Source organism: Massilia sp. P1_C10, from assembly GCF_056406475.1.
In genome coordinates this window covers 1-22275 of the sequence record NZ_JBFUAC010000010.1, presented here as the reverse complement: position 1 = coordinate 22275, position 22275 = coordinate 1, and the positions used below count along the sequence as shown (strand labels likewise).

Below are 22275 nucleotides of genomic sequence, written 5' to 3'. Positions count from 1 at the left end.
ATCATCGTGGACGATCAACCATCCAGCAGCAGGCGCCAGTGCTCCATCTTGTGCGCGAGCGACAGCGATGCATGCGCCGGCGAGGTCGATGGCAGGACCAGCGTGCGGTAGCCGGCGTCGGCGAACTGGCGCGCGAATTTTCCCGAGGTCTGGCCATTGAAGCCCACCGTGCGAAGCTGCGGGCACAGTTCGCGCAGGCGCTCGAAATCATTGGCCGCCGGTTTGCGAATGGCAGAATCGAGGCTGCCTTCGCGCTCGCAGGCGCCGAGCACATCCCACAGGCCGAAGCGATGCGCGAGCAGGCGCGGCAAGCGGTCGGCGTAGGGCAGCGCGGCCAGGTCTTCGCCGGTCAGCGTCGACAGGATCGGCCACAACTGGTTGCGCGGATGCGCGTAGTACTGCTGCGCCGCCAATGACGCCGCGCCCGGGAAGCTGCCGAGGATCAGGATGCGGGTGCCGGCGTCGACGACCGGCGCCAGTCCGGTCAGGCTGGCCGTGGATGTGCTGGGTGCGGGCATGCCGCGATTCTAGCCGATGGCGCTGGCGTTGCCCGGTGTAGAATCGTCCCGCACGGCCAAAATCACAACAAAACAGACGGAGACCATCATGCTCGAAACGGGACAAGCGCGCGACATCGACACGCTGCTGGCCAAATACGGCGAGAGCCACCTGAATCACACCAACGAGCTGATCCACTTCGTGTGCGTGCCGGTCATCGTGTTTTCGCTGCTCGGCATCATCTGGGCGGTCCACCCGCTGCTGGCGCTGGCGGTCAGCGCGGCGGCGCTGTGGTACTACTTCCAGCTGTCGCGCCCGTTCGCAATGGGCATGCTGGTGATGACGGCGCTGATGCTGGGCCTGCTGCGCGCGCTGCCGCCGGCGACCGTGCTGCCGCTGTCGATCGCCATCTTCGTGCTGGCCTGGATCGGCCAGTTCATCGGCCACAAGATCGAAGGCAGGAAGCCGTCGTTCCTGGACGACCTGCGCTTCCTGCTGATCGGGCCGCTGTTCGTGCTCAGCTTCCTGTACCGCCGCCTGAACGTTCAGTACTGATCATTCGTACTCCTCGGCCGCGGGCGCCTGGCTGACCTGGGCCGGGCCGTCGGCCTGTTCGAGCAGCACCAGCGTGGTGCACAGGACGACGTAGCCGAGCAGGATCAGGATGCGAAGGGGGATGGACGGTTTCATGGGAGGCCTCAGCGCAGATGGCACCATGATACCGGTCCGAATCGGCGCCCCAGTGCGGATTCCGGCGCGCCTTGCGGCATCTCAATCGTGCGCGATGGCGCTGTCGTTTCGAGGCCATGTCTAACAAGAAACTGCGAAAGACCGTATACTTTCGCGATGTCCTCTCCCCTCCTGTTTACCGTCTGCTCGCTGATCTGGGGCTCGACCTTCTGGGCCATCACGCTGCAACTGGGCGAAGTGGCGCCGGCGGCGTCGGTCGCTTATCGCTTCGGCATCGCCGCGGCAACCCTGTTCGCCTGGTGCCTGCTGCGCGGCGACCGCCTGCGCCTGCCGTGGCGCGCCCAGCGCTGGCTGATGCTGCAGGGCTTCCTCAGTTTCGGCCTGTCATACGTGTGCACCTACGGTTCCGAGCAATACCTGGTCTCCGCGCTGGTGGCGGTGCTGTTCGCCTTGATGGTGTTCTGGACGCCGATCTGCGCGCGCCTCCTGTTCGGCGCCCCGATCGGCACGCGCACCTGGTCGGCCGGCGCCGTCGCCACAGCCGGCGTGGCGCTGCTGTTCTCGCGCTCGATCGGCGCAGCCTGGCGCGACATCGGGCTTGGCGGCAGCGGCCACTTCCTGCTCGGGCTGGCGCTCGCGCTGGTGGCGACCATCTCCAGCTCGGCCGGCAGCGTGATCGTCGGCAAGGTGCGCGAGCAATCGTCGAACCTGATCCTGACCACGGCCTGGTCGATGTTCTGGGGCACCGCGCTGGTGCTGGCGTGGATCGCGCTGACCGGCCAGCCGCTGGCGGCGCCGGCCGCGCCGCGCTACTGGCTCGGCCTGTTCTACCTGTCGATCTTCGGCTCGGTGATCGCCTTCATGGCCTACTTCACGCTGATCAACCGGATCGGCTCGCAGAAAGCCGTGTACATCGGCGTCGTCACGCCGGTGATTTCAGTGCTGCTGTCGATCCGGCTCGAACATTACCGGCCCGGTCCGTTCGAGTGGCTGGGCATGGTACTGTGCCTGGCCAGCGTCGCCTGGGCCGTGCGCGCGCCGGCGCCGCGTCCCATTTCCCCTGTTCCATCCACTCCTGTTTTAGAGACTCCATGACCGTATCCCCTGCCTTCCTTGTGCGTCCGGCCCAGCCGTCCGACGTCGCCCACATCCACGCGCTGATCGTCGAACTGGCCGTATTCGAAAAACTGGAACACATGGTGGTGGCGACCGAAGCGCTGCTGCATGAGGGCCTGTTCGGCGCGCATCCATCGTGCGAGGCGATCGTCGGCGTCGAGGGCGACGAGGTGGTGTGCTTCGCGCTGTTCTTCCACAATTTCTCGACTTTCCTCACCCGCAAGGGCCTGTACCTGGAAGACCTGTACGTCAAACAAGTCCACCGCGGCAAGGGCTACGGCCGCCAGATGCTGGTGCGGCTGGCGCAGATTGCGGTCGAGCGAGGCTGCGGCCGGTTCGAGTGGTCGGTGCTGGACTGGAACGAACCGGCGATCCAGTTTTACAAGGGCGTGGGCGCGGACGTGATGCCGGAGTGGCGCATCTGCCGCGTGACGGGCGACGCGCTGACCCAGCTGGCCGCCAACGCGCGCTGATTTCCTTGCCCTGAAATAAAAAACCCACGGGAAGGAACACCGTGGGTGAAACCCATTTGTCTAGGATGGGAGGGGAGACTCGGAAAGGCTGTACAGCGAAACTGTGCAACCGTTGCTTCCATCATTATCCGGCTGGAAAACTTCGGGTTGATCCTAATCAATTGTTCTGCACCTTCTCAGACCCTTCAATACCGGGGTCAGACCCGCTTTTTCTTCCGCTTTTTGGCCCGATTCGAAACAACAATTGCCGAGGTCCGATCGCCCCCCGCTCTTATTTTCGGCTTTTCGACCCCATTCGAAACAAAAATCGGGTCTGACCCGCATGTTCTGCAGGCCCTTCAAGACCGGGGTCAGACCCGCTTTTTCGTGCGCTTCTTGGCTCGATTCGAAACAACAATTGGCGGCGCCGGATCCGACCCGATTTTTTTTCGGTATCTTGACCTGATTCGAAACAAAAATCGGGTCTGACCGCTTGGTCTTAGGGGTTTGTCGCGATCTAAGCCGCGAACTTCTGCTTTTGTGCTGTGCGCGCGGAAAGCAGCCATTCCAGCATTTCAAAGGCGCCCTGGGTCAGCAAGGCCAGCACCGCCGCAGGAATTGCGCCAGCCAGCAGCATGTCGTTGTCGTTGAGAGCAAGGCCGATCGTGATGCGCTCGCCATAACCGCCGGCGCCGATGAACGCGGCAATCGTGGCGGTGCCGACGCTCATCACCGCCGCCGTCTTCACGCCCGCCAGGATCACCGGCAGCGCCAGCGGCAGGTCGATGTGCACCAGGCGATCGCGCCGCTCCATCCCCAAGGCCAGCGCAGCCATCCGCAGGCCCGGCGGCACTTGCAGCAGGCCGGTGCAGGTGTTGCGCACGATCGGCAGCAAGGCATACACGAACAGCGCGACCAGCGCCGGCACCGTGCCAATCATCCCGAGCAGCGGAATCAGCATCGCCAGCAGCGCCAGCGAAGGCACCGTTTGCAGTACGCCCGTCAGCGCCAGCACCGGCTGCCGCAGCCGCGGCACGAAGGCGGCCAGCACACCGAGCGGGATGCCGGCCAGGCACGCCAGCGCTACCGACAGCAGCACCAGCGTGATGTGCTCACGCGTGAGCTTCCACAGGCTGGCGTCGAACATCTTGGCCATCAGCGCGCTGCGCGGCCCCGCCTTGGCCTGGGCGCCCGCCAGCCAGTTCGATGCGACCTTCGCAAAGCTCTGGCCTTCCAGCTCCACCGCGGCGTTCATGGCGATCATCGCGGCCGGCGAGATGCGCCCTTCCAGCTGCCCGATCGCGCGCCATGCCGCAGGAAAGCGCTTCGGCGCATCGAGCCGGTACAGCAGCACGGCGTCGTACCGCGGGAAGTAGTGCAGGTCGTCGTCCAGCACGCGCAGTCCATACTGGCGGATCTTGGCGTCGGTCGAATAGATGTCGATCACGTCCACCTGTCGCTGCGCCAGCGCCTCGTACGCGATGCCGTGATCGAGCCCGCGCGGCTGCTGCGGCAGCGCGTAGCGCTTGGCCATCCCGGGCCAGCCATCGGCGCGGCCGATGAATTCGTGCGACAGTCCGAGCTTCAGTTCGGGATGCCGCGCCAGGTCGGACAGGTTGCTGACCTTGCCGTCGCTTCGGGTGGCCAGCGCATAGGTGTTGTTGAAGCCGAGCGGCACGCCGACGCCAAGCCCGATCTTCGCGAGCGCCGCCCGCATCTCCCCCAGCGAAGTGGGCTTGTCGTTCTTGAGGATCTCGAGGTCGATGGTGCCGAGGTATTCGGGATAGACGTCGATGCTGCCGCCTTGCAGCGCGGCGAGCACGATGGCAGTGTTGCCCAGGCCCTGGCGATGTTCGGCCTTGCCATGCGGGGCCGCCGTCTGGGTCAGCACCTCGCCGAGGATGTACGATTCGGTAAAGCGCTTGGAGCCGACGCGCAGCACGCCGTCGTCGGCGTAAGCGTTCACGCAGGACGCGATCATGAAAACCGCCAGCCAGCGAAGGGCCGCGTCAAGTCTGGTGCGCACGCACTCTCCAGGTATCGTCAATCGCGCCAGCTTACCATCGGCGCGCGCAGCACGCCCGCATTGACGACGCCCCGGCATGGATTGAAGCCCATCGCATAAGAAAGGTCGGCTGGCCGCGCGATGTCCCACAGCGCGAAATCGGCGCGCTTGCCTACTTCGATGGTGCCGATGTCGGCCTCGCGCCCCAGCGCCCGCGCGGCGTGGATCGTGCAGCCGGCCACCGCCTCCATCGGCGTCAGGCGCCACAGGGTGCAGGCCATGTTCATGGCCAGCAGGATCGACGTCAACGGCGAAGTGCCGGGATTGCAGTCGGTCGCCACCGCCATCGGCACGCCGGCCGCGCGCAGCTGCGCAACCGGCGGCGGCGTGGTGTCGCGCAGGAAGTAGTAGGCGCCGGGCAGCAGGACCGCCACGGTGCCGGCAGCGGCCATCGCGGCCACCCCGTCTTCGCTCAGGTGCTCCAAATGGTCGGCGGACAAACCGCCGTAACGCGCCACCAGCTGCGCGCCGCGCTGGTCCGACAGCTGCTCGGCGTGCAGCTTGACCGGCAGGCCGAGCTTGCGCGCCGCCTCGAACAGGCGCTCGGTCTGCGCATTGGAGAATCCGATGCGCTCGCAGAACGCGTCGACCGCGTCCACCAATCCTTGCGCCGCCAGTTTCGGCAGCATCTGCTCGCACAAGGCGTCGATATACTCGTCCGGCCGGCCCGCATACTCCGGCGGCAGCGCATGCGCGCCGAGGAAGCTTGTCGCGACGTCGACCGGCACTCTCTCGCCAATGCGCCGCGCCACCCTCAGCATCTTCGCTTCCGATTCCAGCTCGAGTCCATAGCCCGACTTGACCTCGATGGTGGTCACGCCTTCGGCCAGCAGGCTGGCCACGCGCGGCAGGCTTTGATCGAGCAGCTCCTGCTCCGACGCGGCGCGGGTGGCGCGCACGGTGGACATGATGCCGCCGCCGGCGCGCGCGATGTCCTCGTAGCTGGCGCCGTTCAGGCGCGCCTCGAATTCGCCGCTGCGGTTGCCGGCGTGGACGATGTGCGTGTGGCAGTCGATCAGGCCCGGCGTGAGCCAGCAGCCGGCGCCATCGACGATAGCCGCGCAGTCGGTCGGCGCCTGCGCGCGCGGCCCTACCCACACGATTCGTCCCTGCTCGACGCGCACGGCGCCATCGCGCAATTCGCCATAGCCGTCGGCCATCGTGGCCAGGTGCAGGTTGGTGAAGACGGTGACGCCCCCCGTCATGACTCGTCGTGCCCGAGATAGATGTCGACGATGAAGATGGTTGCCTCCTCGGACGCTTCGAGCGTCCAGACAGTTTCGGTGTCGAACACGATGGCGTCGAAGCGCACCAGGCCGATGCGCTCGTTGTCGCTGCTGACCGACAGGCTCTCGCCTTCGGCCAGGAACAGCACGGTGCGGTCGGCGCGCGGCGCGAAGCCCGACTTGCCTTCAACGCGCCGGCGCCCGAACTTGTGATGACAGCGTTCGCGCCGCGTCATCACGTTGAAGTCGATGGTCGGCCCGCCGTTGAGGGTCGCCTGCACCGCCGCCTCGCCCGGGAATTCTATCACCGTGTCTTCGTCGCCCAGCACGAAGCGGCGGCACTCGTCGATGTCGAGCAGCAGGCCCGGACCTTCCACCAGCGCCAGCGTGCGGTCGATCCCGGGGAACAGCGAGAACGGGCCGTCCTGCGTGACCGTCGCAAGGCTGATGCGCCAGTCGAAGTCATGGAACTGCGACTCCGGCGGTTCGACCGCGATCTCGGTCGTGCTGCCGCCGCCGTTCTTCCAAGGCACCGGGGCAAGGCTGGCAAACGGTATCAGCATGGTCATGAGCGAAACTCCCGCAGTTCGGCAAGGGCTTGTTTGTAGCGTCGCGTGATGGCGTCCTGGTCGACGTGGCGGCCACCCTGCACCACCCAGCACCCGCCCGCCAGCACATCGCGCACCAGGTTGTCGTTCCCCGCAAAGACGAAGGCGCCCAATACATCGTCTGTCGCCGCGCCATCCAGGTTCGGATGTTCGTTGTCGAGCACCAGCAGGTCGGCGCGCCGTCCCGCTTCGAGGCTGCCCACCGGCCGTCCGCTGGCCTGCGCGCCGCCTTGCAAGGCGCCCTGCCAGAGGAATTCGCCAACCCGGCGCTGCGTGTGCGAAACCGCGACGTTGCGGCGTTGATGCTGCAGCCGCTGGCCGTACTCCAGCCAGCGCAGTTCTTCGACCGGGCTTTGCGACACGTGGCTGTCGCTGCCGATGCCGAAGCGCCCGCCCGCGTGGATGAATTGCTCGAGCGGGAAGATGCCATCGCCCAGGTTCGCTTCGGTGGTCGGGCACAGGCCGGCGACGGCGCCGCTGTCGGCGATGCGGTCGACTTCATCGGCGTCGATATGGGTCGCGTGCACCAGGCACCAGCGCGCATCGAGCGCAACGTGCTCGGTCAGGTAGCGCAGCGGACGCATGCCGGAAAATTCGACGCAGCCGAGGACTTCGGCCTGCTGTTCGGCGATGTGGATGTGCAGCGGGCGACCGGCCGGCAACGCCCTGGTCAGTTCGAGGATCTGGCTGACCGAGGCCGCGCGCAGCGAATGCGGCGCCGCGCCGACTTCGAACTGGCCGCCGCGCAGCGGCTCGAGCGCCTCGACCATGCGCAGCACCTGGTCGGGATCCGTCCGGAAGCGCTGCTGGTCGCCGCCCAGCGCCAGCGCGCCGAAGCCGGCGTAACTATATAGAACCGGCAGCATCGTCAGTCCGATGCCGGCTGCGCGCGACGCCGACGCGACGCGTTCGGCCGTTTCCGCCGGACGCGCGTAAAGCGCGCCGCTCGGGTCGCGTTGCACGTAATGGAATTCGCACACCGATGTATACCCGTGGCGCAGGCATTCGGAGAACAGCTGCGCCGCGATCGCTTCGATCTGCTCCGGCTTGATGTTGCGGGCGAACCGGTACATCAGTTCGCGCCAGGTCCAGAAGCTGTCCGGATTGTCGCCGGCCGTTTCGGTCAGCCCGCCCAGAGCGCGCTGGAACGCGTGCGAGTGCAGGTTCACCATGCCGGGCAATACCAACTCCGCCGTCTGCCCCGGGGTCAGGTCCGCCGGACCTGACCCCGCCCCTGGCGTCACCGCGGTCAGCACACCGGCGTCGTCCCACTGGATCAAGACGTCCGCAGCCCAGCCCTGCGGCAGCAGCGCGCGGCGGGCGAACAGCGCGCCGCTCATGACCGCACCCAGTCGGCGGCGGCCGCGATCATGTCGCGCAGGCCCGGCTGCACTTCGGCCGCGAGGTCGGGCCGGTAGGCGAAAGGCACGGCTTCGTCCATGTACAGGCACTGGCACATCTCGAGCTGGATGGCGTGGACGCCCGATGCCGGCTCGCCGTAATGGCGCGTGATGTAGCCGCCCTTGAAACGGCCGTTGACGGCGACGCTGTAACGATCGGGCACCTGCGCGACCACGGCCTCGGTCAGGCTCGGATCGCACGAAGCGCCGTTGGCCGTGCCGAAGTTCAGGTCGGGCAGCCGGCCTTCGAAAAAGCGCGGCACCACCGAGGCGATGGAATGGGCGTCCCACAGCACCACCCTGCCGTGCAGCGCCAGCAGGCGATCGAGTTCGGTGCGCAGCTGCTGGTGGTAGGGGCGCCAGTACAGTTCGAGGCGGCGCGCGATCTCCGCTTCGGACGGCGCGCGCCCGGGCAGATAAAGGCGCTCGCGGCCGAAGGTGTCGACCGGGCACAGGCCGGTGGTGTCCATCCCTGGGTACAGGTTGGTGTCCTCCGGCGGGCGGTTCAGGTCGATGACGTAGCGCGACCAGCGCGCGGCGATGGTCGAGGCGCCCATCTCGGCGAGGAAGCCGTACAGCTCCGGCAGGTGCCAGTCGGTATCGGCCCGCGCGAGCGCGCACGGCGCGAGTAGCGCGGCGATGTCGTCCGGGATGTCTGCGCCGGCGTGCGGCATCGACACCAGGATCGGAAGGCTGCCGGCCTTGAACTCGAAATCCATCGCCACTCCTGCTCCTTATTGATGAAGCGCCGTGAACAGCTCCTTGCACGACGCGCTGAGCGTCCCCTTGATCACCATCTGCTTGGCCGCCTCGATGTCCGGCGCGAAGAAGCGGTCCGCCTCGAAGAACGGCACGTCGCGGCGCAGCTGCTCATGCACGTGCTCGAGGTGGTCCGAACTGGTCAGCGGGCGGTGGAAATCGATGCCCTGCGCCGCGGCCAGCAGTTCGATGCCGATGATGACAGCCGTATTGTGCGCCATATCGTCAAGCCGGCGCGCCGCGAAGGTGGCCATGCTGACGTGGTCTTCCTGGTTGGCCGACGTCGGCAGGCTGTCGACGCTGGCCGGATGGGCCAGCGACTTGTTCTCGGACGCCAGCGCGGCTGCGGTGACGTGGGCGATCATGAAGCCGGAATTGACGCCCGGCTCGCGCACCAGGAACGGTGGCAGGCCGGACAAGGTGGCGTCGATCAGCAGCGCGATGCGGCGCTCGGCCAGGCCGCCGATTTCGGCGATCGCCAGCGCCAGCGTGTCGGCCGCGAAGGCGACCGGCTCGGCGTGGAAGTTACCGCCCGAGATGATCTCGCCGCCGAAGATCAGCGGATTGTCGGTCACCGCGTTCGCCTCGATCAGCAGGGTGCGGCCGGCATTGCCGATGATGTCCATCACCGCGCCCATCACCTGCGGCTGGCAGCGCAGGCTGTACGGATCCTGCACGCGCTCGTCGCCGACCAGGTGCGAGGCGCGGATCGCGCTCCCCGTCACCAGGTCGCGATAGATCTTGGCGGTGGCGATCTGGCCCGGCTGGCCGCGCACCTCGTGCACCCGCGCGTCGAACGGCGCGTCGCTGCCCTTGGCCGCGTCGAGCGACAAGGCGCCGGCGACGATCGCCGCTTCCAGCAGGCGTTCGGCCATGAACAGGCCGTGCAGCGCCAGCGCGGTGGACACCTGGGTGCCGTTGATCAGCGCCAGTCCTTCTTTCGCGGCCAGCACCACCGGCGCGATGCCGGCCGCGGCCAGCGCTTCGGTCGCGTCGATCAGTTTGCCGTCGACGCGCACCTCGCCGACGCCGAGCATCGCCAGCGTCATGTGCGCGAGCGGCGCGAGGTCGCCCGAGGCGCCGACCGAACCTTTGGCCGGAATCGCCGGCATGATGCCCTTGTTGTACAGCGCGATAAGGGTTTCGACGATTACCGGGCGCACGCCGGAGAAGCCGCGCGCCAGGCTGCCGATCTTCATCAGCATGATCAGGCGCACCACGGCGTCCGACAGCAGTTCGCCGGTGCCTACCGAATGCGACAGGATCAGGTTGCGCTGCAGCTTTTCAAGCTGGTCGTCGGGAATGCGCGACTTGGCCAGGATGCCGAAGCCGGTGTTGATGCCGTAGGCGGCATCGCCCTTGGCGACGATCGCGCGCACGGAGGCGGCGGATGCTTCAATCACCGGCCAGGCGCTGTCGGCCAGCGCCAGCGGCGCGGCGTTTTCCCACACGGCGCGCAGGTCGGTCAGCGTCATCGCGCCAGGGGTCAGGGTCCACATTTTATCGGTCATCTTTTTTGATCATTGGAAGGTCGAGGCCATTGCGTTCGGCGCAGGCGATTGCGGTTTCGTAGCCGGCATCGGCGTGGCGCATCACGCCCGAGCCGCTGTCGTTGACCAGCACGCGCGCCAGGCGCTTGGCCGCGGCGTCGGTGCCGTCGGCGACGATCACCATGCCGGCGTGCTGCGAGTAGCCCATGCCGACGCCGCCGCCGTGATGCAGCGACACCCAGGTCGCGCCGCCGGCGGTGTTGAGCATCGCGTTCAGCAGCGGCCAGTCGGACACCGCGTCGGTCCCGTCGCGCATGCTCTCGGTTTCGCGGTTCGGGCTGGCGACCGAGCCGGTGTCGAGGTGGTCGCGGCCGATCACGATCGGCGCCTTCAGCTCGCCCGTGCGCACCATCTCGTTGAACGCCAGGCCTGCGATGTGGCGCTCGCCCAGTCCGAGCCAGCAGATGCGCGCCGGCAGGCCCTGGAACGCGATGCGTTCGCGCGCCATGTCGAGCCAGTGATGCACCTGCTTCTGCTCGGGGAACAGCTGCTTGATCTTGGCGTCGGTCTTGTAGATGTCCTCCGGGTCGCCCGACAGCGCCACCCAGCGGAACGGCCCGCGGCCTTCGCAGAACTGCGGCCGGATATACGCCGGCACAAAGCCGGGGAACGAGAACGCGTCGGCCACGCCCTGGTCGAACGCGACCTGGCGGATGTTGTTGCCGTAGTCGACCGCCTTGACGCCCATCGCGTGGAAGTCGAGGATCGCCTGCACGTGCTGCGCGCAGGACGCCGCGGCCGCGTCGCGCAGGCGCGCGTGCTGGCCAGGATCCTGCTGCGCCGCCTTCCATTCGGCCACGCTCCAGCCGATCGGCAGGTAGCCGTTGATCAGGTCATGCGCCGAGGTCTGGTCGGTGACCAGGTCCGGCACGACGCCGCCGGCCTTGGCGCGCCGCACCAGTTCCGGCAGCACGTCGGCCGCGTTGCCCAGCAATCCGATCGACACCGCCTCGCGCTTTTCGGTGTGCTGCTTGATCAGCGCGATCGCGTCGTCGATGTTCGCGGCCTGCTTGTCCAGGTAGCCGGTGCGAAGGCGGAAGTCGATGCTGCTCTGCTGGCACTCGATGTTCAGCGAGACGGCGCCGGCGAAGCTGGCCGCCAGCGGTTGCGCGCCGCCCATGCCGCCCAGGCCCGCAGTCAGTATCCAGCGGCCGCCCCAGTCGCCGCCGAAATGCTGGCGCCCGGCTTCGGCGAAGGTCTCGTAGGTGCCCTGCACGATGCCCTGGGTGCCGATGTAGATCCAGCTGCCAGCCGTCATCTGGCCGTACATGAACAGGCCCTTGCGGTCCAGCTCATTGAAATGCTCCCAGGTCGCCCACTTCGGCACCAGGTTCGAATTGGCGATCAGGACGCGCGGCGCTTCGCTGTGGGTCTGGAATACGCCGACCGGCTTGCCCGACTGGATCAGCAAGGTCTGGTCGTCTTCGAGGGTGCGCAGCGAGGCAAGGATCTGGTCGAAGCAGGCCCAGTTGCGGGCGGCGCGGCCGATGCCGCCGTAGACCACCAGGTGCTGCGGATTCTCCGCGACCGCCGGGTCCAGGTTATTTTGCAGCATCCGGTAGGCCGCCTCGGTGAGCCAGCTTTTGCAGGACAGCTCAGTGCCGCGTGGCGCGTGGATCACGCGGGTGGAATCGAAGCGGGGATCGACGTCGGTGCTCATGACAGCTCCTGGAGTGGGTGAAGTTAGCTGAAAGTCTAAGTTGTCTATACAAGCCAGTCAACCTTTTTCAGCGCTTCACCCGGCCGGCATCACTTCTTCTGGAACACCTGGCGGCCGGCGACCCAGGTTTGCAGCACGACGGTTTTGGCGATATCGGCCGGCGCGATGGTGAACATATCGCGGTCGACCACGATGAAGTCGGCCCACTTGCCCGCCTCCAGCGTGCCGACCAGGTTCTCCTGGTGGGCGGCGAAGGCGGCGTCCAGCGTGAAGCAGCGGAACGCTTCGCGCAGCTTCATCGCCTGTTCCGCGTGCCAGCCGGCGGCGGGCTGGCTTTTTGCGTCCTGGCGCGTGACGGCGGCGTGGATGCCGTAAAACGGGTTGGGCGATTCGACCGGGAAGTCGGAGCCGCAGGCGATGTGCGAACCCTGCTTGAGAAAGGTACGCCAGGCGTAGGCGCCCTTGATCCGTTCGGCGCCGACGCGCTGCTCGGCCATGTTCATGTCGGATGTGGCGTGGGTCGGCTGCATCGACGGGATGATGCCGATGTCGCGGAAGCGCGGAATGTCGGCCAGCGCGACGACCTGCGCGTGCTCGATGCGGTGGCGCAGGCCGGACGTCGCGGTCTTCGGCACCAGCTGCTCGAAGCCCGCGAGCACCTGGTGGTTGCCGGCGTCGCCGATCGCGTGCACGTTGACCTGGTAGCCCTTCTTCATCGCCTTCTGCATCATCGCGCGCAGATCGGCGTCGCTGTGGAACAGCAGGCCGTGCGAGGTTTTCTCGTCGCTGTATGGCTCCAGCATCGCCGCGCCGCGGCTGCCCAGCGCACCGTCCGAATACAGCTTCACGGCGCGCAGCGCATACATATCGTCGGCGTAGGTTTTCAGCGGGCCTTTTTTGGACAGCTGGTCGAAATCGCGCTCGGTGCCGCCGATCATGGCGTAGATCCGCGCGGTGAGCTTGCCGTGGTCGGCGTAGTCGCGGAACAGGGTATCGTTGCCGACTTCGATGCCGGCGTCGTGCACGCTGGTCAGGCCGACCCGCGCGATCTCGGCCAGCGAGCGGTCCAGCGTAACGCGTGCTTCGGCCTCGGTCTGCTTCGGCAGCACCTTGTTGACCAGGTCCATGGCCGCGTCGACCAGCACGCCGGTCGCATTGCCGCTGGCGTCGCGCATGATCTTGCCGCCGGCGGGATCGGGCGTCGACTTGGTGATGCCGGCCAGATGCAGCGCGCGGCGGTTGGCCCAGCCGGCGTGGCCGTCGACGCGTTCGAGCCATATCGGGCGGTCGGACACGGCGCCGTCCAGTTCAGCCGCGGTCGGGAAGCGGCCCAGCTTCCAGACCTCCTGGTTCCAGCCGCGTCCGCGCAGCCAGGCCTGGTTCGGGTTGGCCTTGGCGTAGGCGCCGGCCGCCTTGAGCGCGTCCGCCAGCGTCGCGGTTCCGGAGAGATCGAGCTGGGTCAGCATGTCGCCGAGGCTGAACACGTGGCCGTGCGCGTCGATCAGGCCTGGCAGCACGGTCTTGCCCTGCATGTCGATGTGGCGCGCTTTCGGCACCTTGGCTGCGACTTCGGGCGCGCCCCCGAGCGCGATGATCTTGCCCTTGTCATCGAACGCGAGCGACACGAAGTGCACCAGTTCGCCCTTGCTATTGAGTGTGTAGCCGTTGGCGCGGTCGATGATGGTCGCGGCGTGGGCGGCGGACAAGGCGCCGATGGAAGCGAGGGTAAACAGCGTGGTCAGGCGCATCGACAGATCTCCGAAAGAATTTTATTTCGTGAGTGTAGCGGAAACAAATGGGTTCAGACCCGCTTAAAATTCGGACCAAACTACAAAGAGCCTCCAAAAAGACGGGTCTGACCCCCAATTATTAGAAACCTCGGCCTGACCCATCTGGGTCAGCCCCTTCCCACCCTGAGTCGCGTCCAACAAATCGGGGTCAGACCCGCTTAAAATTCGGACCAAACTGCAAAGAGCCTCCAAAAACACGGGTCTGACCCCAAATTGTTATTATGACTAGGTCGCGTCGTGGAAGATGATGCCGAGGGTGTGGCGCAGCCCGCAGCGTAGCCGGCTCACGCCATGGCGCATCGCGACCCGGTATCGCCCGCGCGCGCCGTTCACTGGCCGCAAATTTACAGGGAAGATGACGGCGTCGCCCTGCCGCAGCGGCACCACCTCGACCCGCGACTGCATCCGCGGCCGCTGCTCGGTCAGCACGAATTCGCCGCCGCTGAAATCTTCGCCCGGCCGCGACAGCAGCACCGCCACCTGCAGCGGGAACACGTGCTCGCCATACAGGTCCTGGTGCAGGCAGTTGTAGTCGCCCTCGCGATACTGCAGCATCAGCGGCGTCGGACGCAGTTGGCCCGCCGCATGGCAGCGCGCGATGAATTCGTCATGCCGCTCCGGGAAGCGCGTGTCGATGCCGAGCGCCCGGTGCCAGCGATTGGCGATGGCGGCCAGCGGCCGATACAGTTCGGCGCGCAGCTGCGCTAGTCCGTCCGGCAGCGGGTATGCAAAATATCGATACTCGCCGCGCCCGAAACCGTGCCGCTCCATCACCACCCGGCTACGAAACAGCTCGGACGACGCATAGCTGGCGGCGTAGGCCGCGCATTCGGCTGGCGTCAGCAGTCCAGGCGCCACCGCGCATCCGTGTTCATCGAGTTCCGCGGCGATGCGCTCCCACTCGAGCCTCACGCGCCGCTCTCGCGTTCGAGCAGTGCGGCCTTGCGCTCGACGCCCCAGCGATAGCCGGAGATCGATCCGTCCTGCCGCACCACGCGGTGACACGGAATCGCCACCGCCACCGGATTGGCCGCGCAGGCGCCGGCGATGGCGCGCGCGCCCTGCGCCACGCCGACCCGCTCGGCCAGTTCGGCGTAGCTGACGGTTTCGCCGGCCGGGATCGCGCGCAGCGCCTGCCACACGCGCTGCTGGAAGGCGGTGCCGCGCACGTCGAGCGGCAAATCGAGCCCGATCGCCGGATGCTCGACGAAGCCGACCACTTTGGCCACCGTCTGTTCGAAATCGGACTCGGCGCCGCGCAGTTCGGCGCGCGGGAAGCGGTCCTGCAGATCGCGCGCCAGCAGGTCCGGGTCGTCGCCGATCAGGATCGCGCAGATGCCTTTGTCGGTGGCGGCGACCAGGATCGCGCCAAGCGAGCAGGCGCCAATGGCGAAGCGGATCGAGGCGCCGCTGCCGCCGGCGCGGAACGCTTTCGGGCTCATGCCGAGCACCCCGTCGGCGGCGGCATAAAAGCGCCCGCTCGAATTGAAGCCGGCCGCGTAGATGGCGTCGGTGACGCTGGGCGCCCCGGCCACCTCCTGCTGCATGCGCCGCGCGCGCCGCGCCGCCGCGTAGGCCTTCGGCGTGATGCCGGTGTGCGCCTTGAAGATGCGGTGAAAGTGAAAGCGGCTCATGCCGCAGGCCTGCGCCAGGCTGTCGAGGTCCGGCTCGTCTTCGCTGGCGTCGATCAGGCGGCAAGCCGCGGCCACCGCCTGCGCATGGCGCTCGGCCAGCGGCGGCTGGTCGGGCTTGCAGCGCAGGCAGGGCCGAAAGCCCGCCAGCTCGGCATCGGCACAGCTGGCGTGGAAGGCGACGTTCTTGCGCAGCGCCGGACGCGCGCCGCACGAAGGCCGGCAGTAGACGCCGGTGCTGCGGACCGAATACCAGAACTGGCCGTCGGCCCGGGCGTCGCGCTGCTGGACCGCTTCCCAGCGCGCCGCCTCGCTTGTGTAGTGTGATGCTGTCATCGTGTTGCCTCTGTCGGTTCATGCTCGAACCATCATGCTGCGCCCCGCGGCAGATCAAGTCACCCCGGGTCTTGCTTTTGAATTCCAGTGCTAGAATCGAATTTTAGGACCGCCCTTCGGAGAGTAGTTTGGAAGACCAGATCGCGCAAGACAGCACGCCTATTTTCCAGCGTATCAAAGACTACCTCACCGGCGAGATCGCCGCGGGCCGCTGGAAGGAAGGCGAGGTGGTCCCGTCGGAGCAGGCGCTGGTGCGCCAGTTCGGCGTCTCGCGCATGACCGTCAACCGCGCCGTGCGCGAGCTGACCGCCGAACAGGTGCTGACGCGCCGCCAGGGCTCCGGCACCTTCGTCGCGCCGAAAAAATACCAGGCCACGCTGGTCGAGATCAAGAGCATCGCCGACGAGATCCGCGCGCGCGGCCACGTCCACGCCAGCAGCCTGCGCCTGCTCGAGCAGGCCAAGGCCGGCGAGGCGCTGGCGCAGCAGTTCGATCTGGCGCCGGGCAGCGCGCTGTTCCACTCGGTGATCGTCCACTTCGAAAACGCGATTCCGATCCAGGTCGAGGACCGCTGGGTCAACCCGGCCTGCGCGCCGCGTTACCTGGAGCAGGACTTCGGCGCCATCACCCCGAACCAGCACCTGATGGAAGCGGCGCCGCTGCAGGGCGCCACCTACAGCATCGAGGCGCTGGCGGCGCCGCGCGACGTGGCCGAGATGCTGGCGATCGCGCCGCACGAGAGCTGCCTGGTGCTCAAGCGCCGCACCACGTCGATGGGCAAGGTCGCCTCGGTGGTGACGATGTGGCATCCGGGCGCACTATATCAATACACCGGCAGCGTCGGATAAAGTTCCGTCGAGCCGGCCCGAATTCGGCCCAGAGCAAGGGCGCTTGCACAAACCCTAACTTTTCGTGCAAAGCCACGCCCCTTTTTGGGAAAATAGGTTATTATTTCGTCTAATTCCCCGCCTGACGCCCCCTTGTCACCCCTCCACTTATTGAATTTGCGCACTCCGTCGCCACCATAAGTGTTGCAAGAAAAGGAAGCTGGCTGGCATGCCGACCCGAGGTCCGCAGCCAAGGCGTAATTTGACCCCACCCTCTGTTGAGGAAAGAACATGAGCGAAAATATCAAACACATCAGCGATGCATCTTTCGAAGCCGACGTGCTCAAGTCCGAGCGCCCGGTGCTGGTCGACTTCTGGGCCGAGTGGTGCGGTCCGTGCAAGGCGATCGGCCCGATCCTGGAAGAAGTGGCCAAGGAATACGACGGCAAGATCCTGATCGCCAAGATGGACGTCGACGCGAACCAGGCCGTGCCGGCCAAGTTCGGCATCCGCGGCATCCCGACGCTGATCCTGTTCAAGAACGGTGTCGCCGCCGCGCAGAAAGTTGGCGCAATGGCCAAAGGCCAGCTGACTTCCTTCATCGACAGCAACATCTGATATGATGCCGGCGGCAGCGCGCCCGCGCTAGCCGCCCGATCCGGCCGGGAAGAGAACCAGCCCTCGTCTGACTCCTCCCCCTTGATTAACCCACGTAACTCCCTCCCCTACCTTTAATTCCCGTCACGGGACTCAACTCATGCACTTATCTGAACTGAAGGCAATGCACGTCTCGGCACTTCTCGAGATGGCCATTGGCCTCGACATCGACAACGCGGCTCGCTTGCGCAAACAGGAACTGATGTTTGCGATCCTGAAAAAGCGCGCCAAGTCGGGCGAACAAATTTTCGGCGACGGCGCCCTCGAAGTGCTGCCGGACGGCTTCGGCTTCCTGCGCTCGCCCGACGCGTCCTACATGGCTTCGACCGACGACATCTACATCTCGCCGTCGCAGATCCGCCGCTTCAACCTGCACACCGGCGACTCGATCGAAGGCGAAGTGCGCACGCCGAAAGACGGCGAGCGCTATTTCGCGCTGGTCAAAGTCGACAAGGTCAACGGCGAATCGCCGGAAGCGTCGAAGCACCGCATCCTGTTTGAGAACCTGACGCCGCTGCACCCGAACGAGCCGCTGCGCCTCGAGCGCGAGATGATGGGCCAGGAGAACATCACCGGCCGCATCATCGACCTGATCGCGCCGATCGGCAAAGGCCAACGCGGCCTGCTGGTGGCATCGCCGAAGTCGGGCAAATCGGTCATCCTGCAGCACATGGCGCACGCGATCACCGCGAACCATCCTGACTGCACCCTGATCGTGCTGCTGATCGACGAGCGTCCAGAGGAAGTGACGGAGATGCAGCGCTCGGTGCGCGGCGAAGTCGTCGCCTCGACCTTCGACGAGCCGGCCACGCGCCACGTGCAAGTCGCCGAGATGGTGATGGAAAAGGCCAAGCGCCTGGTCGAGATGAAGAAGGACGTCGTGATTCTGCTCGACTCGATCACCCGCCTGGCGCGCGCCTACAACACCGTGATTCCTGCCTCCGGCAAGGTGCTGACCGGTGGTGTCGACGCCAACGCGCTGCAGCGTCCGAAGCGTTTCTTCGGCGCCGCGCGTAACATCGAAGAAGGCGGCTCGCTGACCATCATCGCCACCGCGCTGATCGAAACCGGCTCGCGCATGGACGACGTGATCTTCGAGGAATTCAAGGGTACCGGCAACATGGAAGTGCACCTCGAGCGCCGCCTCGCCGAGAAGCGGGTCTACCCGGCGATCAACCTGAACAAGTCGGGCACCCGCCGCGAGGAACTGCTGATCAAGCCGGACCAGCTGCAGAAGATCTGGATCCTGCGCAAGCTGCTGTACTCGATGGACGAGATCGAGGCGATGGAGTTCATCCTCGACAAGATGAAGGCGACGAAGAACAATGTGGAGTTCTTCGACCTGATGCGCCGCGGCGGCTAACGCCATTGGAAGCATCGACAAAGGGACGCTTCGGCGTCCCTTTTTAGTTCCCGGCGCACGATAGATGCAGATCACGCCTGTAGCGATGGTTCGATGCGACAGTGGTGTATTCCGACCAGCCATTCGCTGCCATGAGCGCACCTTCAGATATCCCCCGAGCCTGAGCTTGCCAACGGCGACCCCGCTGCCTACTATCATAAAATGGATAGGCGATTAATCATCCTCGAAACCCGTTTCGATGTAATCCTGCCGACGCTTGCGACCAAGTCCGACCTTATCGAGCTGCGCTCGCAGCTCGACGAACGTATTTCGAGGCTCGAAGTCGACATGCACAAATCATTCACTACGATGACCCACTGGATCGTGGGACTGGCAATCAGCATGCTGATCGGCTTCGCCGGAGTTATTGCCGCTTTGCTAAGTAGCGGGCGTCTCGGCGGCTAGCTGCACAGTTCCGATTGCCTCCCGCCCCCGCCTAGTTTATAATCGCCGGTTGCAGTAACTAACCCCTGGCAAGTGACCGGCAATCGGGTCAAGAGGCAAGACGACCGACGAAGTGCAGTTTGGCTACCAACATTCAAGAGGCAAGACCATGCGTAAAGATATCCACCCAGATTACCGCGATGTTGTGTTCCACGACGTGTCGTGCGACTTCAAATTCATCTCCCGTTCGACCATCCAGACCCGCGAGAAAATCACCCACGAAGGTGCTGAGTACCCACTGGTGAAGATCGAAGTTTCGGCTGAATCGCACCCGTTCTACACCGGCAAGCACAAGATCGTCGACACCGCTGGCCGCGTTGAGAAATTCCGCCAGAAATTCGGCGCTGTCGGTTCGAAGACTGCAGTCGCCAACGGCTAAGTTTTCCGCAGCACGTGAAAAAAGCAGCTACGGCTGCTTTTTTTTCGCGGATACTACGCACTAAGCAAATTAAGGGCTGAGCCCGCTACCAATGTTATCGATGAAGCCAGTCCGCCTCCCCGCCGCCGCCACCCTCGCCCTGCCACGCTGGGCCATCTTCGGCCTCGGCCTGCTCTACATCCTGCCGGGGCTGATCGGGCGCGATCCGTGGAAGGACGATGCGGCCAGCTTCGGCATCATGTGGACCATGGCGCACGGCGGCATCAACGACTGGCTGATGCCCAATATCGCCGGCCTGCCGGCCGCGGAGGAAGGCCCGCTGGCATTCTGGCTCGGCGCCCTGTGCATCAAGCTGTTCGGCTGGCTGCTGGGCGACGTGATGGCCGCGCGCGTGTCGACCATCGGCATCTTCGTGACCGGCGCGCTGTCGGTCTGGTACACCGCCTTCCACCTGGGCCGGCGCGCCGACGCCCAGCCGCTGCGCCTGGCCTTCGGCGGCCAGCCCGAGCCGAACGACTACGGCCGCACCCTGGCCGACACCGCCACCCTGATCTACCTCGGCTGCCTCGGACTGTTGTTGCATAGCCACGAAACCTTGGCGGTCACCCTGCAAGGTTCGCTGCTGGCGTATTTCCTCTACCGCGCGGTGCGCTATGTCGAATCGCCGGGTCCGCGCAACGCCGTGCTGGTCGGCGTGGCGCTGGGGACGCTGACGCTCACGCGCGGCTGGCTGTCGCCCGTCACGCTGACGCTGGCGCTGGCGCTGTGCACGCGCTTTCTCGACATGCCGATGGCGCGCACGCTGCGCGACCTGGCGACGGCCGCCCTGGTGGCGCTGCTGATCGTGCTGCTGTGGATCGTGCCGTCGGCCGTGCTGCATCCGCTGAACCTGTCGCCGGTCGAGGCCTGGATGGCCTGGAACTTCAGCCAGATCGGGCTGCCGTCGCGCGAGTCGCTCAAGACCTTCTTCAAGGTCGGCATCTGGTTCTTCTGGCCGGCCTGGCCGTTCGCGCTGTGGGCGATCTACGCCTGGCGGCGCCAGCGCCACCTGCTGCACATCGTGCTGCCGCTGTCGTTCGTCGGCGCGCTCGCGCTGCTGATCCTGTTCGACCCGTCGCCCGAAAACGGCGACCTGCTCAAGCTGCTGCCGCCGCTGGCGATCATGGCCGCCTTCGGCCTGCCGGCGATGAAGCGCGGCGCCATCAACGCGATCGACTGGTTCTCGGTGATGGTGCTGACCATGATCGCCGCCGTGACCTGGCTGTGGTGGATCGCCACGCTGACCGGCTGGCCGCACCAGCTGGCGAAGAACGCGGCGCGCCTGCTGCCCGGCTTCCACGCCGAGTTCGGCCTGCTGTCCTTCCTGGTCGCCGCCGCGGCCACCATCGGCTGGTTCGTGCTGGTGCACTGGCGCATCTCGCGCCAGCCGGCGGTGTTGTGGCGCGCGGTGGTGCTGTCGTCGGGCGGCCTGATCCTGTTCTGGGTGCTGTTGATGACGCTGCTGCTGCCACAGCTGAACTTCGGCAAGAGCTACCGCACCGTCGCGCAGCAGATCGCCGCGCACCTGCCGCAAGGCGACGGCTGCATCGCCACCAATGTCGGTCCGGCGCAGCGCGCCTCGTTCGCCTACTACGGCGGACTCGCGTTCGCCGGCGCCGACGGCGCCAAGTGCGACGTGCTGCTGCTGCAGGACAGCGTGCTGGTCAAGGACGATCGCGAGATCCAGCAGGCGTTCCGCGGCAAGCAGTGGTCGCTGCTGTGGGAAGGCCGGCGCGCGATCGACCGTATCGAGCGCTTCCGCCTGTATCGCCGCGTCGCCGGCGCGGCCGGGGCGCCCGCTCCGGCGCCGTAATCATCGCGGCGACCGGCTCATAGCCGGCCTCTGCGCTCGCGTTTTACCCACCCTGCATAAGCCTTGTGCTGGCGCGCGATTTCGCGTGCCGAGACCGCTATTCGACTTGAGAAATATCAATTCGTTATCGGACTTGGCGTCGAGAATGAAGGCTGTCCATTCGATTCTCTTTCAGGAGCACACCATGAAAAGCGTATCGCTGTCGCAGGTCGTCAGGTCCAACGAGTGCTACCGCGCGCTGGGACCGGTGCAGTCCTGGCGCGATACGCTGTCGCTGGCGCTCACGCTGGTGATCGGCCTGACCCTGATCGCGGCGCTGTTCATGGCGTTCGATCCGACCACGCCGGTCGGCTTCATCCTGGTGCCGGTCCTGTTGGGCGGCATGGTGCCGGTGTTCGCCGCGCTGCCGGCCAAGTTCGAAGTGTTCACCCGCTTCCACGCGCATCACTTCATCAAGACGCTCGACGAGACCATCCTCGCGATGGGCTACGCGCCGGCCGAATCGCCGGCCGAGTGCATCCGCGTCTACAGCCGCAAGCCGACGCTGTTCCACATGAAGGGCAACGCGATCGCAATCACCGTGCACGAGCATGCGATCCTGGTCGGCGGCCCGTTCGCGACCTTGCGGATGCTGCAGCAGAAGCTCGCCGCCTGACATCAGCCGCGGACCAAGACCTGGGGTCAGGTCTGAAGTGCCACCTAAAAGTTGGACGCCAACTTTTAGGTGGTTTATGACAAAGTATGACGAGCAATTCAAGCTGGCCGTCGTCCGTCAGTATCTTGATGGCGATATAGGCTACAAGCAGCTGGCCAGGCAGCGCGGGCTTGCGCATTCGATGGTCCATCGTTGGATTAGCTGGTTCCAGGCTCATGGCACGTTCATCGCGGGCAATCAGGTCGGCCCGTATAGCGCCGACTTCAAGCTGTCGGTCC

Annotated in this window: 23 protein-coding genes; 11 read left to right on the top strand and 12 right to left on the bottom strand. The window is 66.0% G+C overall.

The genetic code is table 11. The features are described from left to right. Window positions 1-14: 14 nt before the first annotated feature. Entirely contained in the window at window positions 15-518 is a 504-nt protein-coding gene (locus AC1D02_RS19170) for a DNA-deoxyinosine glycosylase (RefSeq protein ID WP_477319806.1), read from the bottom strand. An 88-nt stretch (window positions 519-606) separates the two neighbouring features. Between AC1D02_RS19170 and AC1D02_RS19165 the strand changes: the two genes are divergently transcribed. Beyond that, window positions 607-1053, top strand: a complete 447-nt coding sequence (locus AC1D02_RS19165; protein ID WP_477319804.1) for an Mpo1 family 2-hydroxy fatty acid dioxygenase — start codon at window positions 607-609, stop codon at window positions 1051-1053. Here the strand turns inward: AC1D02_RS19165 and AC1D02_RS19160 are convergent, their stop codons facing one another. Beyond that, window positions 1054-1188, bottom strand: a complete 135-nt coding sequence (locus AC1D02_RS19160) for a hypothetical protein (RefSeq protein ID WP_477319802.1) — start codon at window positions 1186-1188, stop codon at window positions 1054-1056. A gap of 156 nt (window positions 1189-1344) precedes the next feature. On the opposite strand from AC1D02_RS19160, the gene AC1D02_RS19155 reads away from it, so the two are divergent. Continuing rightward, window positions 1345-2283, top strand: a complete 939-nt coding sequence (locus tag AC1D02_RS19155) for a DMT family transporter (protein ID WP_477319800.1) — start codon at window positions 1345-1347, stop codon at window positions 2281-2283. Next, window positions 2280-2777: an N-acetyltransferase family protein gene (locus AC1D02_RS19150; protein ID WP_477319798.1), complete on the top strand. Its 498-nt coding sequence runs from the start codon at window positions 2280-2282 to the stop codon at window positions 2775-2777. The genes AC1D02_RS19155 and AC1D02_RS19150 overlap by 4 nt, the downstream gene beginning before the upstream one ends. Window positions 2778-3273: 496 nt before the next feature. Here the strand turns inward: AC1D02_RS19150 and AC1D02_RS19145 are convergent, their stop codons facing one another. The 10 genes from AC1D02_RS19145 to ada all read right to left on the bottom strand — a co-directional run bounded on the left by AC1D02_RS19145 (window position 3274) and on the right by ada (window position 15781). Continuing rightward, a complete protein-coding gene (locus tag AC1D02_RS19145) occupies window positions 3274-4737 on the bottom strand; it encodes an ABC transporter permease/substrate-binding protein (RefSeq protein WP_477320098.1) in 1464 nt (487 codons plus the stop codon). Between the two features lie 62 nt (window positions 4738-4799). Further along, window positions 4800-6026 (bottom strand): imidazolonepropionase, encoded by a 1227-nt coding sequence (gene hutI, locus AC1D02_RS19140; RefSeq protein WP_477319796.1) that lies wholly within the window; start codon window positions 6024-6026, stop codon window positions 4800-4802. Then, window positions 6023-6616: a HutD/Ves family protein gene (locus AC1D02_RS19135; protein ID WP_477319794.1), complete on the bottom strand. Its 594-nt coding sequence runs from the start codon at window positions 6614-6616 to the stop codon at window positions 6023-6025. The genes hutI and AC1D02_RS19135 overlap by 4 nt, the downstream gene beginning before the upstream one ends. Continuing rightward, window positions 6613-7995, bottom strand: a complete 1383-nt coding sequence (locus tag AC1D02_RS19130) for a formimidoylglutamate deiminase (RefSeq protein WP_477319792.1) — start codon at window positions 7993-7995, stop codon at window positions 6613-6615. The genes AC1D02_RS19135 and AC1D02_RS19130 overlap by 4 nt, the downstream gene beginning before the upstream one ends. Next, window positions 7992-8774 carry an N-formylglutamate deformylase gene (gene hutG / locus AC1D02_RS19125; protein ID WP_477319790.1) on the bottom strand — a complete coding sequence of 261 codons (783 nt, stop codon included), beginning with the start codon at window positions 8772-8774 and terminating at the stop codon, window positions 7992-7994. The genes AC1D02_RS19130 and hutG overlap by 4 nt, the downstream gene beginning before the upstream one ends. 15 nt (window positions 8775-8789) lie before the next feature. Further along, window positions 8790-10325 carry a histidine ammonia-lyase gene (gene hutH, locus AC1D02_RS19120; RefSeq protein ID WP_477319788.1) on the bottom strand — a complete coding sequence of 512 codons (1536 nt, stop codon included), beginning with the start codon at window positions 10323-10325 and terminating at the stop codon, window positions 8790-8792. After that, window positions 10315-12024 (bottom strand): urocanate hydratase, encoded by a 1710-nt coding sequence (gene hutU / locus AC1D02_RS19115; protein ID WP_477319786.1) that lies wholly within the window; start codon window positions 12022-12024, stop codon window positions 10315-10317. The genes hutH and hutU overlap by 11 nt, the downstream gene beginning before the upstream one ends. Window positions 12025-12113: 89 nt before the next feature. Then, window positions 12114-13772 carry an amidohydrolase gene (locus AC1D02_RS19110; protein WP_477319784.1) on the bottom strand — a complete coding sequence of 553 codons (1659 nt, stop codon included), beginning with the start codon at window positions 13770-13772 and terminating at the stop codon, window positions 12114-12116. A 267-nt stretch (window positions 13773-14039) separates the two neighbouring features. After that, the gene (locus AC1D02_RS19105) at window positions 14040-14774 is read right to left on the bottom strand and encodes a 2OG-Fe(II) oxygenase (RefSeq protein ID WP_477320096.1); all 735 of its coding nucleotides are present in this window, start codon (window positions 14772-14774) and stop codon (window positions 14040-14042) included. Continuing rightward, window positions 14723-15781 carry a bifunctional DNA-binding transcriptional regulator/O6-methylguanine-DNA methyltransferase Ada gene (gene ada, locus AC1D02_RS19100; protein ID WP_477319782.1) on the bottom strand — a complete coding sequence of 353 codons (1059 nt, stop codon included), beginning with the start codon at window positions 15779-15781 and terminating at the stop codon, window positions 14723-14725. The genes AC1D02_RS19105 and ada overlap by 52 nt, the downstream gene beginning before the upstream one ends. 128 nt (window positions 15782-15909) lie before the next feature. Between ada and hutC the strand changes: the two genes are divergently transcribed. From hutC to AC1D02_RS19060, 8 genes are all read left to right on the top strand, one after another. After that, window positions 15910-16629: a histidine utilization repressor gene (hutC, locus tag AC1D02_RS19095; RefSeq protein ID WP_477319780.1), complete on the top strand. Its 720-nt coding sequence runs from the start codon at window positions 15910-15912 to the stop codon at window positions 16627-16629. Between the two features lie 270 nt (window positions 16630-16899). Then, window positions 16900-17226 carry a thioredoxin TrxA gene (gene trxA, locus AC1D02_RS19090; RefSeq protein WP_169465639.1) on the top strand — a complete coding sequence of 109 codons (327 nt, stop codon included), beginning with the start codon at window positions 16900-16902 and terminating at the stop codon, window positions 17224-17226. Between the two features lie 139 nt (window positions 17227-17365). Further along, a complete protein-coding gene (gene rho / locus AC1D02_RS19085) occupies window positions 17366-18628 on the top strand; it encodes a transcription termination factor Rho (protein WP_305506505.1) in 1263 nt (420 codons plus the stop codon). Window positions 18629-18829: 201 nt separating this feature from the next. Then, window positions 18830-19072 carry a hypothetical protein gene (locus AC1D02_RS19080; protein WP_477319777.1) on the top strand — a complete coding sequence of 81 codons (243 nt, stop codon included), beginning with the start codon at window positions 18830-18832 and terminating at the stop codon, window positions 19070-19072. Between the two features lie 148 nt (window positions 19073-19220). Further along, entirely contained in the window at window positions 19221-19490 is a 270-nt protein-coding gene (locus AC1D02_RS19075) for a type B 50S ribosomal protein L31 (protein WP_477319775.1), read from the top strand. A 100-nt stretch (window positions 19491-19590) separates the two neighbouring features. Beyond that, complete coding sequence (locus AC1D02_RS19070) at window positions 19591-21342, top strand: ArnT family glycosyltransferase (RefSeq protein ID WP_477319773.1); 1752 nt, start codon at window positions 19591-19593, stop codon at window positions 21340-21342. A gap of 184 nt (window positions 21343-21526) precedes the next feature. Then, window positions 21527-21997, top strand: a complete 471-nt coding sequence (locus AC1D02_RS19065) for a hypothetical protein (RefSeq protein ID WP_477319771.1) — start codon at window positions 21527-21529, stop codon at window positions 21995-21997. A gap of 76 nt (window positions 21998-22073) precedes the next feature. After that, a partial coding sequence (locus AC1D02_RS19060; protein WP_477319769.1) for a transposase occupies window positions 22074-22275 on the top strand: 202 nt, incomplete at its 3' end.

Excerpts from the sequence above, each read along its gene's own strand:
- hutU (WP_477319786.1), bottom strand. The coding sequence starts at position 12,024 with ATGAGCACCGACGTCGATCCCCGCTTCGATTCCACCCGCGTGATCCAC.
- AC1D02_RS19155 (WP_477319800.1), top strand. The coding sequence starts at position 1,345 with ATGTCCTCTCCCCTCCTGTTTACCGTCTGCTCGCTGATCTGGGGCTCG.
- hutH (WP_477319788.1), bottom strand. The coding sequence starts at position 10,325 with ATGACCGATAAAATGTGGACCCTGACCCCTGGCGCGATGACGCTGACC.
- AC1D02_RS19130 (WP_477319792.1), bottom strand. The coding sequence starts at position 7,995 with ATGAGCGGCGCGCTGTTCGCCCGCCGCGCGCTGCTGCCGCAGGGCTGG.
- AC1D02_RS19160 (WP_477319802.1), bottom strand. The coding sequence starts at position 1,188 with ATGAAACCGTCCATCCCCCTTCGCATCCTGATCCTGCTCGGCTACGTC.
- rho (WP_305506505.1), top strand. The coding sequence starts at position 17,366 with ATGCACTTATCTGAACTGAAGGCAATGCACGTCTCGGCACTTCTCGAG.
- AC1D02_RS19145 (WP_477320098.1), bottom strand. The coding sequence starts at position 4,737 with ATGATCGCGTCCTGCGTGAACGCTTACGCCGACGACGGCGTGCTGCGC.
- AC1D02_RS19150 (WP_477319798.1), top strand. The coding sequence starts at position 2,280 with ATGACCGTATCCCCTGCCTTCCTTGTGCGTCCGGCCCAGCCGTCCGAC.
- AC1D02_RS19070 (WP_477319773.1), top strand. The coding sequence starts at position 19,591 with ATGAAGCCAGTCCGCCTCCCCGCCGCCGCCACCCTCGCCCTGCCACGC.
- AC1D02_RS19080 (WP_477319777.1), top strand. The coding sequence starts at position 18,830 with ATGGATAGGCGATTAATCATCCTCGAAACCCGTTTCGATGTAATCCTG.
- hutG (WP_477319790.1), bottom strand. The coding sequence starts at position 8,774 with ATGGATTTCGAGTTCAAGGCCGGCAGCCTTCCGATCCTGGTGTCGATG.
- ada (WP_477319782.1), bottom strand. The coding sequence starts at position 15,781 with ATGACAGCATCACACTACACAAGCGAGGCGGCGCGCTGGGAAGCGGTC.
- hutI (WP_477319796.1), bottom strand. The coding sequence starts at position 6,026 with ATGACGGGGGGCGTCACCGTCTTCACCAACCTGCACCTGGCCACGATG.
- AC1D02_RS19170 (WP_477319806.1), bottom strand. The coding sequence starts at position 518 with ATGCCCGCACCCAGCACATCCACGGCCAGCCTGACCGGACTGGCGCCG.
- AC1D02_RS19065 (WP_477319771.1), top strand. The coding sequence starts at position 21,527 with ATGAAAAGCGTATCGCTGTCGCAGGTCGTCAGGTCCAACGAGTGCTAC.
- AC1D02_RS19110 (WP_477319784.1), bottom strand. The coding sequence starts at position 13,772 with ATGCGCCTGACCACGCTGTTTACCCTCGCTTCCATCGGCGCCTTGTCC.
- AC1D02_RS19165 (WP_477319804.1), top strand. The coding sequence starts at position 607 with ATGCTCGAAACGGGACAAGCGCGCGACATCGACACGCTGCTGGCCAAA.
- AC1D02_RS19075 (WP_477319775.1), top strand. The coding sequence starts at position 19,221 with ATGCGTAAAGATATCCACCCAGATTACCGCGATGTTGTGTTCCACGAC.
- trxA (WP_169465639.1), top strand. The coding sequence starts at position 16,900 with ATGAGCGAAAATATCAAACACATCAGCGATGCATCTTTCGAAGCCGAC.
- AC1D02_RS19135 (WP_477319794.1), bottom strand. The coding sequence starts at position 6,616 with ATGACCATGCTGATACCGTTTGCCAGCCTTGCCCCGGTGCCTTGGAAG.